Genomic DNA, 9,868 nt, shown 5'->3' on the forward strand with positions numbered 1-9,868 from the left:
TGTGTTGCCGGAACGCAAGCACAGCGCCTCGGATTGTTACCGAAGCAGCAAAGCGACCGTTGTCAATCCGCATCAACCGCGCGCGGCGCTGGAAACAACTAGTGAGGCTGCGCCAGCGCGCGCCGGACAGCTGCCCCTGCGCGAACGCCTTCAGTTCGTCTGCGCCAGCTGCTCCAGGATCGCCGGGTTCTCCAGCGTCGACGTGTCCTGGGTAATGGCCTCGCCCTTCGCGATGCTGCGCAGCAGGCGGCGCATGATCTTGCCGCTGCGCGTCTTGGGCAGGTTGTCGCCGAAGCGGATGTCCTTCGGCTTGGCGATCGGCCCGATCTCCTTGGCGACCCAGTTGCGCAGTTCGTTCGCGATCTGCTTGGCCTCCTCGCCCGTCGGCCGGCCGCGCTTGAGCACGACGAAGGCGCACACCGCCTCGCCCGTCACATCGTCCGGGCGGCCCACCACGGCGGCCTCGGCCACCAGGTCGGTCTTGGCGACGAGCGCCGATTCGATCTCCATGGTGCCCAGCCGGTGGCCCGACACGTTCAGCACGTCGTCGATGCGGCCGGTGATGCGGAAGTAGCCGCGGTCCTCGCTGCGCACGGCGCCGTCGCCGGCCAGGTAGATGGTGCCGCCCATCTCCTCGGGGAAGTAGCTTTTCTTGAAGCGTTCCGGGTCGTTCCAGATGGTGCGGATCATCGAGGGCCAGGGCCGCTTGATGACCAGCATGCCGCCAGCGCCATTGGGCAGGTCCTTGCCCGTCTCGTCCACGATGGCGGCCATGATGCCCGGCAGCGGCAGCGTGCACGAGCCCGGCACCAGCGGCGTGGCGCCCGGAAGCGGCGTGATCACGTGGCCGCCCGTCTCGGTCTGCCAGAAGGTGTCGACGATGGGGCAGCGCTCGTGGCCGATGTTCCGGTGGTACCACATCCAGGCCTCGGGGTTGATCGGCTCGCCCACCGAGCCCAGGATGCGCAGCGACGACAGGTCCCAGTTCTTCGGGTGCACCTTTTCGTCCGAGTCGGCCGCCTTGATCAGCGAGCGGATGGCCGTCGGCGCCGTGTAGAAGATGCTGACCTTGTGCTTCTCGATCATCTGCCAGAAGCGGCCGGCGTGCGGGTACGTGGGAATGCCCTCGAACACCACCTGCGTCGCGCCCGCCGCCAGCGGCCCGTAGGCCACGTAGGTGTGGCCGGTGATCCAGCCGATGTCGGCCGTGCACCAGAAGACGTCTTCGGGGCGGATGTCGAAGGTCCATTCCATCGTCATCTTGGCCCACAGCAGATAGCCGCCGGTGGCGTGCTGCACGCCCTTGGGTTTGCCCGTGGAACCCGAGGTGTAGAGGATGAAGAGCGGGTGCTCCGCGCCCACCGCCACCGGCTGGCAGTCGTCGCCCTGCCCTTCCAGCGCCTCGGCGAAGGTCTTGTCGCGGCCTTCGACCTTGTTCCAGGCCGAGGGCGTGCGCTCGTACACCAGCACCGTCTTGAGGGTAGTGCAGCCGCCCAGCGCGATGCCGTCGTCCACGATGGCCTTGAGCGGCAGCTCCTTGCCGCCGCGCAGTTGGTAGTTGGCCGTGATCACCGCCACGGCGCCTGCGTCGATGATCCGCTCGTTCAGCGCCTTGGCCGAGAAGCCGCCGAAGACCACGCTGTGCGTCGCGCCGATGCGCGCGCAGGCCTGCATGGCGACCACGCCTTCCACGCCCATGGGCATGTAGACGATCACGCGGTCGCCCTTGCCGATGCCGTGCGCCTTGAGCGCATTGGCGAAGCGGCTCACGCGTGCGAGCAGTTCCTTGTAGGTGACATGGGTGACGGTGCCGTCGTCGGCCTCGAAGACGATGGCCGTCTTGTTCTCGACGGGAGTGCCGATGTGGCGGTCCAGGCAATTGGCGCTGGCGTTGAGTTCACCGTCGTCGAACCACTTGTAGAAGGGGGCATTCGACTCGTCGAGCGTGCGGCTGAAGGGCTTGGTCCAGTTCAGGTGCTGGCGTGCCTGGCCTGCCCAGAAGCCGTCGAAGTCCTTGGCGGCTTCGTCGCACAAGGCCTGGTAGGCGGCCATGCCCGACACGCGGGCGCCCTGCTGCGCCTGGGCGCTGGGCTCGAAGACGCGGTTCTCGACGAGCACGGATTGGATGGTGGAAGCCGAGCTGCTGCTGCTCATGGTCTTGTCTCCTGCGGCCTGGCAGGCCGGTCTTGGATGATGAGAAGGGAACGCTGCGACTGTCACGTCGGCGTCTTACGACGCTCTGACTCGGAGCGCTGGCATGGCGCCTATTCTTTCGACATTCCACGGCCCTGCCACTTCAAAGGCCATGGCTATGCGTCTGGCAAATTCGATCCACAACAGGAGAGAATGCCAGTTCGCGAAAATTTCCACTGATTTGCCATGCATGCCACATCCAACTTGTCCCATGGCAGGGCCGTCATTCCCGCCGCACTGCGCGAACAGCTGGGCCTGCACGATGGCGACCAGTTGATCTGGAGCGTGCGTGACGGTGAACTGGTCGCCACGACCCGGCGCGCCCAACTGCACCGGGCGCAGCAACGTTTTCAACAAACGGTCGGAAAAGACGTGCCTTCGCTGGCCGACGAACTCGCGGCCGAGCGCCGCCAGGCGGCCGAAAAGGAATGACCGCGCCCCCGCCCATGGTGCTTGACGCCTCCGCCATCCTTGCCTTCCTACAGGAAGAGCCCGGTCATTTGGAAGTGGAGCAAGCCCTGCACGACCGAGTCTGCCTGGTAACCGCCGCCAACCAGTGCGAAATCGTCGCCAAGCTGCTCGACCGCAGCATGCAGCCGGATGCCATCGACGCCGTGGTGGCCGATCTGGGCTATCAGGTGGTGGACGTCACTGCAGAAGATGGCACCCGCGCGGGTCACTGGCGCAACGTGACCCGCGCACATGGCCTCAGCCTCGGCGACCGCTTGTGCCTGGCCGTCGCCGCGAGGCTGAATGCGCCCGTGCTCACGGCGGACCGGCCCTGGCTCGCCGTGGCTGACACATTGAACGTGCAAATTCGCTGCCTGCGCCCCGGCTCGCATTAGCGCCTGCGCCGGGGCTACTGGTTCCGCACCCTTCACTTTTCTTCCTCTCCGTCCGATTTCCATGGCCGACCTGAACGACCCCACCCCGCCCGCGCCCGTCAAACGCACCTCTCCCCTGCGCCCGCTGCCGAACCTGATCTTCGCCAGCCGCTGGCTTCAGCTGCCGCTGTACCTGGGCCTGATCATTGCGCAGGGCGTGTACGTGGTGCACTTCCTGGTCGAGCTGCTGCATCTGGTGGAGGCCGCATTCGGCAACCAGAATGCGCTGCAGGCCCTGATCACCAGCATTGGCTACAAAACCGTGGCACCCATCACCACCTTGAACGAGACGGTGATCATGCTGGTGGTGCTGGCGCTGATCGACGTGGTGATGATCAGCAACCTGCTCATCATGGTGATCGTGGGCGGCTACGAAACCTTCGTCAGCCGCATGAACCTCGAAGGCCACCGCGACCAGCCCGAGTGGCTCAGCCACGTCAACGCCTCGGTGCTCAAGGTCAAGCTGGCGATGTCGATCATCGGCATCAGTTCGATCCACCTGCTCAAGACCTTCATCAACGCCGACAACTACACCGAGAAGGTGCTGATCGCGCAGACGGTGATCCATGTGGCCTTCCTGCTGTCGGCCATGGCGATTGCGTATACGGACAAGCTGATGAGCAGCGGCGCTTCTTACGGCAAGAAGAACGGCGGGCACTGACGCTCTGCATCCGTATGCCATGACCAGTCGCTGCGGCTGGGCGTGGCCGGCTCCAACAGGCCGGGCGAACTGCCCGGCGCCTCTCTGAACCCGCCCGGCGAACGTCGGCGCGGGTTTTTTGTTGTCGGCCGCATTGCGCTATCGCGTTGGCAAAGCCCTCCATCCTGATTGAAGCGCCAGCCTTGCGCCAGCCACGGATGGGTGATGTGCGTCGCTCGCCGGCTCCTAAAAATTCGGGGCCGAAGAGGAGGCACCATGGACCCTCACCACCCGACACCGGCTGCCACCGCCCTGGACCTCGCCGTCGCAGAGAGACGCGCGGCACTGGCCCAGAGTGCGCACGCCTTCCCCGACCGGGGCTTGCCGTCGCCGGCTGTTGCCGATCCGCTCTTGGGTCTGGCCCTGTCGGGGGGCGGCATCCGCAGTGCCACTTTCTGCCTCGGGGTGCTTCGCTCACTGGCTGCCAACCGGCTGCTGCTGCGGTTCGACCTGCTCTCCACCGTCTCCGGCGGCGGGTACATCGGGGGCATGTTGGGCCGGCTGTTCGACCGCGGCTCCAGCCCCGACCACCTGACTCGGGTCAATCAGGCCCTGGCGCAGGCAGAGAGCACGCATTTCGGCTGGTGGCTGCGCGCCAGCGGGCGCTACCTCACTCCTGCCGGCGCCGCCGACACGCTGTTCGCCCTGGCCCTTTACCTTCGCAACCTTGTTGGCATCCATGTCGAGTTTGGGGTCATCGCCGTACTGGTGGCCGGGATGCTGTGCGGCATCGACCTTCTGGCCTGGCAAGGCGTCGCGCTCACCGGCAACCAGTTGCCTTCCGTGTTCGACTGGATCGAATGGCTTCATCCCTCGATGCCGACCCTGTGACCCCTTTCATGGCTGATGCTGCCGGTGGCCGTGCATTACCTGCTGGCCTATTGGCAACTGCAGTGGGCACGGTCCGCGCAGGCCGGGCCCCGGCTGCGCGGCATGGCGATCGGCATCGCCGTGGTGGCACTGCCTGCGTCTGCGCTGGCCTGGGCCAACTGGACCCACGCCATCCGCAGCGAGCCGTGGCACTGGGTGGCGATCATCGGCGCGGCCCTGTTCGTGTTGCTCAACCTGAGTTCCGCCCACATGGCCCGACACATCGCGGGCGGCCCCGCCGGTCCGCTCGGCGCCGCCCGCAACGCGCTCACCGCACGGCTTTCGCAGTGCTTCGTGGTGGCCGGCACCTGTCTCGTCCTGGGCGTCGTGGACCGGTTGGCATGGCAACTCGCCTTCGACGGCTTTTCGACCGTCAACGTCGGCCTGGCGCTTGGCGCCGCGGCTGTGGCGTTGCGCGCGGCCGCGCCGGCCATGGCGACGGGCGGGCAGTCTGCCCCACCCTGGCTGCGCTCGACGGGCAGCGTGCTGCTGCAGGCATTGGGCTATCTGCTGAGCGCCTTGTTGTTGGTGTGGTGGACGGCGCTGGTGATGAAGGTCGTCTTCGGTGCCGTGTTTCCGATCACGGGCATTGGTGCCTCGCCCGGCGGACGGGCGCTGACGCAGCCAGACTTCGGTGCGGGTTGGCTGCAACTGCTGCTGGTGATGCTGCCCGTTGCAGCCTACGCCCTCTGCACCGGCCGCAACGTCCAGTTCCTGAACCTGTCGTCGCTGCACACCTTCTATGCGGCACGGCTCACCCGCGCTTATCTGGGGGCGGCCAACGGCCGGCGCTTCAGCATGAATACGTCGGCACTCGACCCCATCGACGGCGCACTGCGCACCGACACCCCGGACCACAGCGTGGGCGAAGTGCATCCGGACGACGACACCCCGTTGCAACAGTACGCCCCGCATCGTGCAGGCGGGCCGGTTCACCTGATCAACACCTGTGTGAACCAGAGCGCCGCCGCCCGGGGCCGCCTGTTCAACCGCGACCGCAAAGGCCTGCCGCTGTGCGTCATGGCGGGCGGAGCTTCCCAGCTCGGCCAGGAGGGCTGGAAGCGAATGCCCGGCATTGGCACGATGAGCCTGGGCAGTTGGCTGGCCATCTCCGGCGCCGCCGTGGCGCCAGGCCTGGGGGCCCGCACGCAGCGCGGCTTGTCGGCTCTGCTCACTTTCGCGGGTGTGCGGCTCGGCTACTGGCTGACGCGCGAGGCGCGCGATCACGAAGCAACGCCACGGCCCTGGTGGCGTCCGCGGCTGGACAAATCGGCCGGCCTGCTCGCCGAAACTGCAGGCACCTTCGAAGCCGCCGGCAAGAACGACTGGCTGGTGTCCGACGGCGGTCATTTCGAGAACACCGCAGCCTACGCGTTGCTCGCTGCCCGTGCGCAGTTCATCCTGGTGGCGGACTGCGGCGCCGACCCCGACTACGCGTTCGCCGACCTCGAGAACCTCGTGCGCAAGGCGCGCATCGACCTCGACACGCGCATCGTGTTCCACAAGCCCGTGACCAAGCCCAGCGTTTGGGCACGCACGCTGTCGTTCTTCGGCTCGCTGAATGAACTGGCGTCGCCTCACGGCTGCGCATGCCTCTCCCTGGCCACGGTGCACTACCCCGCCCTGCCGGGCGGCGCAGCGCCGCCGCCCGCCGTGCTCATCGTGATCAAGCCCAACATGTGCGCCGGCCTGCCGATGGATGTAGAGAACTACCGCCAGCAGTGCCCGGCATTTCCGCAGAGCCGACCAGCGACCAGTTCTTCAGCGAAGCGCAGTGGGAAAGCTACTTTTCGCTGGGCCGCTTTCTGGCTGACAAGCTGACAACCGGCTTCGTGCTCGACGTGCTGAGTGCCCCGGATTCGTATTTCGAGCCGGATGCGCACCTGCAGCTTGGCAGCGGCCGCGGGCGCAAAGAGCCGACGGAGTCGGGCGGCGGCCAGTCGGACAAGGCAGCACCATCACGCCTGCCGCCGCGCATCGGTGTCGCCGCCGTGGGCGCCACGCTGAGCGCCGGCGCGGTGGCGACCGTCGGCGTGTCGGTCTGGCAGGCCGCAGAAGGGGCACGCGCGGCCATCAACAGCCGCATCATCGGCGAGCGCGCTGCCATGAAGGAGCTGGCCGACCTGTGGGCCAAGCTGCCGCCACTGGGCCCCGACCTCGCGCCCAACCAGCCGCCGCCCGTTCAAACGCCGGAAGGACGGGCCGCCACCTCCACGCTCGCTGCGGCCATCGTGCGCGCGGCCGACGCGCTGTGCCGCGGCGACGAGGCACGATGGCTGCAGGGGTCGGCCCTGGGGACGCAGATCGTGCGCGACGCCTCGACCCTGTGCCAACAGCAGGGACCGGGCATGAGCCAATCCTGCCTGGTGCTGCTGGCCTCGGGCAGTGGCCCGATGCCTTCGCTCTATCCCACCTGCGTGACGCGACGCAACGAACTACCCGCGCCGCCCTACTGGGGCTACGACTACAGCGCCGACGCCACATGGGCCACCCTGCACCCCTGCTCGCCCCGTCGCGATGCCATGGTGCGGGCCGAGACCAACTTCGAAGCCTTGACCCGCCTGCCCGGCATGCCCGCCCTCACGCCCACCGTCAAGGCCAACGGCGCAGTCAACGCGCAGGATCTGGAAGACATGCGCGTTGGCCACTGTGCCGCCGCTGCAGCGTCGCCTTCGCTGGGCGCCCCTGTGTCGATGCCAGCGCCGGCGTCGACGCCGCCAGCACCAGCACCAGCCCCAACGCCAGCACCGGACTTGCCAGCAGCGGCGGTTGTTCCAGCGGCGCCGCCGACACCTGCAGCGCCGCCCACGCCCACGCCCACGCCCACGCCCACGCCCACGCCCGCGCCTGTCGCCGGTCCGCTCCCCTGGTCACAGCGCCTCGACGTCTGCCGTCGCACCACGCTGTACGTGCAGATCTACGGTCCCGCCGACCGGGAGGCCGTGCGCGCGATGCGCGACTGGTGGCGTGGCTGGGGCGCCAGCGTGCCGCCCGTCGAAGACGTCTATGACTCCGCGCGCCGAGCCGGCCGGGCCAATCCCACGCCGGTACGCCAGACCGTGTTGCGATACCACGACGAGGGCGCAAAGCCCTGCGCCCAGGCCATCGCCGATGGCGCGAATGCCGCTTTCCGCAGCGTGGGCGATCCGGCTTGGCGTGCAGAGCCGCTGGCAAAGAGCCTGAAGGCCACGCCCGGCGTGGTGGAGCTGTGGGTCGCACCGGGCGATGGTCGCCTGGCCGCACTGCGGACCCAAGCCGGCGTTGCCATTCCGACCCGCTGAGCGCCGCCTGCGACGCAGCGTCCCGACCTGCATCCACGTCCCCACCCGCAACCCAACTCCCCCACGAAGGGCAGCCAATGGCCAACTTCAAACTCGGCAAGAACTCGCTCAACGAACTGCAGGGCGTCCACCCCGACCTGGTCGCCATCGTGCAGCGCGCCATCGTGCTGACGGCGCAGGACTTCGGCGTGCACGACGGATTGCGCACGCTCGAAGAACAAAAGAAGCTGATCGCCACCGGCGCGTCGCAAACCCTGGACTCGCGCCACCTCACCGGCCACGCGGTGGACCTGGTGCCCTACTTCAACGGCAAGCTGCGCTGGGAATGGCCGCCCATCTACGTCATTGCCGACGCCGTGCGCACGGCGGCGCGCGAGCTGAACACGCCGCTGCGCTGGGGCGGCGCCTGGGATGTGGACTTCACCGCGTCCAACGACAGCCCGGAAGACTTGGTGGCCGACTACGTCAGCCGTCGCCGGGCCGCTGGTCAGCGGGCCTTCATCGACGGCCCGCACTACGAACTGCCGCGGGCGAAGTACCCGTGAGCCGGAGAACCCAACCGGCCCATGTCCTGTTCCAGCCTCAGGCAGTTCTTGCAGCTTACGTGCGATCTCGCCTTGACGGCGCCTGCCCCATCGACCGCAGCGCGGCGGTTAGGTTCTGGAGCAACCTGGATGGCACACCGCGCAACTGCTTTCTCAACCGGCGTATTCGACGAGATCTCGACCTGCCAAGCTACTTTCAGACAGACGTGCTTCGACTTCACAGGCGGCCTCAAGCGGAGAGAGCGAATGCGCTTGGGCATACCCGTTGACCGCGCGGGCGAGAGTGATGTGAGAAACATGGAAGTTCGTGAGCTTGAGGAATACGTAGATGGCTTCGAGACGGGCGGACAAGTCGGGTTGAGCGAATGCTTCTTCGTTAGCGGAATCGGTCATGGAGGCGCCTTGATGGTGGACGGGCAGTGGCACGCAAGGATCATGCGCATATCGTTACGGAGAGTCTGGACGCGTGAGGCTGGGCGTTGTTTTAAGGCATCGAAGCAATCGTGTGCTGAAGCAACGGCAGAGCGTCAATGTCAATTTTTTTTGGATAATTCGCGGTCTTTTGCCAGCTTTGGCATGCGCGTCCTGCACCTCGCAACATAACTACTCACTAATCTCATGATCCTTGTAACCGGAGGAGCTGGCTTCATCGGCGCCAACTTCGTGCTCGACTGGCTGGCTGGTGCCGACGAGCCGGTCGTCAACCTCGACAAGCTGACTTACGCAGGCAACCTTCAGACCCTGGCCTCGCTGGACGGCGACAAGCGCCACGTCTTCGTGCAGGGCGACATCGGCGACAGCGACCTCATCGAGCGCCTGCTGGCCGAGCACCAGCCTCGCGCCGTCGTCAACTTCGCCGCCGAGTCGCATGTGGACCGCTCCATCCACGGCCCCGAGGACTTCATCCAGACCAACGTGCTGGGCACCTTTCGCCTGCTCGAAGCAGTGCGCGGCTACTGGAGCCAGCTGCCGGCCGAGCGCAAGGCGGCCTTCCGCTTCCTGCATGTCTCCACCGACGAGGTCTACGGCACCCTTTCCGCCACCGACCCGGCCTTCACCGAAGAGAACAAGTACGAGCCCAACAGCCCGTACTCGGCCAGCAAGGCCGCCAGCGACCACTTGGTGCGCGCCTGGCACCACACCTACGCCCTGCCGGTGCTGACCACCAACTGCTCCAACAACTACGGGCCCTTCCACTTCCCCGAGAAGCTGATCCCGCTCATGATCGTCAACGCCCTGGCCGGCAAGCCGCTGCCTGTGTACGGCGACGGCATGCAAGTGCGCGACTGGCTCTACGTGAAGGACCACTGCAGCGCCATCCGCCGCGTGCTGGAGGCCGGCCAGCTGGGCGAGACCTACAACGTGGGCGGCTGGAACGAGAAGCCCAACATCGAG

The 9,868-nt window shown here is 67.0% G+C and carries 10 protein-coding genes; 8 read left to right on the top strand and 2 right to left on the bottom strand.

The genetic code is table 11. The features are described from left to right. Positions 1 to 150: 150 nt before the first annotated feature. On the bottom strand, positions 151 to 2,154 hold the full coding sequence (gene acs / locus QZ772_RS22795) for an acetate--CoA ligase (protein ID WP_295531481.1): 2,004 nt from the start codon (positions 2,152 to 2,154) through the stop codon (positions 151 to 153). A gap of 225 nt (positions 2,155 to 2,379) precedes the next feature. Between acs and QZ772_RS22800 the strand changes: the two genes are divergently transcribed. From QZ772_RS22800 to QZ772_RS22830, 7 genes are all read left to right on the top strand, one after another. Beyond that, entirely contained in the window at positions 2,380 to 2,625 is a 246-nt protein-coding gene (locus QZ772_RS22800) for an AbrB/MazE/SpoVT family DNA-binding domain-containing protein (RefSeq protein ID WP_295531484.1), read from the top strand. A 14-nt stretch (positions 2,626 to 2,639) separates the two neighbouring features. Beyond that, positions 2,640 to 3,038, top strand: coding sequence for a type II toxin-antitoxin system VapC family toxin (locus QZ772_RS22805; RefSeq protein ID WP_295531487.1), 399 nt, complete (start codon positions 2,640 to 2,642; stop codon positions 3,036 to 3,038). 61 nt (positions 3,039 to 3,099) lie between these two features. Further along, positions 3,100 to 3,738 (top strand): TIGR00645 family protein, encoded by a 639-nt coding sequence (locus QZ772_RS22810; protein ID WP_295531491.1) that lies wholly within the window; start codon positions 3,100 to 3,102, stop codon positions 3,736 to 3,738. Positions 3,739 to 3,993: 255 nt separating this feature from the next. Next, on the top strand, positions 3,994 to 4,608 hold the full coding sequence (locus QZ772_RS22815) for a patatin-like phospholipase family protein (protein WP_295531494.1): 615 nt from the start codon (positions 3,994 to 3,996) through the stop codon (positions 4,606 to 4,608). A gap of 195 nt (positions 4,609 to 4,803) precedes the next feature. Further along, positions 4,804 to 6,468, top strand: a complete 1,665-nt coding sequence (locus tag QZ772_RS22820) for a hypothetical protein (RefSeq protein WP_295531497.1) — start codon at positions 4,804 to 4,806, stop codon at positions 6,466 to 6,468. Then, the gene (locus QZ772_RS22825; RefSeq protein ID WP_295531499.1) at positions 6,369 to 7,928 is read left to right on the top strand and encodes a hypothetical protein; all 1,560 of its coding nucleotides are present in this window, start codon (positions 6,369 to 6,371) and stop codon (positions 7,926 to 7,928) included. The genes QZ772_RS22820 and QZ772_RS22825 overlap by 100 nt, the downstream gene beginning before the upstream one ends. 77 nt (positions 7,929 to 8,005) lie before the next feature. Continuing rightward, the gene (locus tag QZ772_RS22830; RefSeq protein ID WP_295531502.1) at positions 8,006 to 8,473 is read left to right on the top strand and encodes a M15 family metallopeptidase; all 468 of its coding nucleotides are present in this window, start codon (positions 8,006 to 8,008) and stop codon (positions 8,471 to 8,473) included. A gap of 153 nt (positions 8,474 to 8,626) precedes the next feature. On the opposite strand, the gene QZ772_RS22835 is transcribed toward QZ772_RS22830, so the two are convergent. Continuing rightward, entirely contained in the window at positions 8,627 to 8,866 is a 240-nt protein-coding gene (locus tag QZ772_RS22835) for a hypothetical protein (protein ID WP_295531505.1), read from the bottom strand. 225 nt (positions 8,867 to 9,091) lie between these two features. Here QZ772_RS22835 and rfbB point away from each other — a divergent pair. Continuing rightward, positions 9,092 to 9,868 (top strand): dTDP-glucose 4,6-dehydratase (gene rfbB / locus QZ772_RS22840; RefSeq protein ID WP_295531507.1); only part of this gene is annotated, 777 nt, incomplete at its 3' end.

Origin of the sequence: uncultured Pseudacidovorax sp., from assembly GCF_913773995.1 — a bacterium.
Taxonomy (GTDB): domain Bacteria; phylum Pseudomonadota; class Gammaproteobacteria; order Burkholderiales; family Burkholderiaceae_C; genus Xenophilus.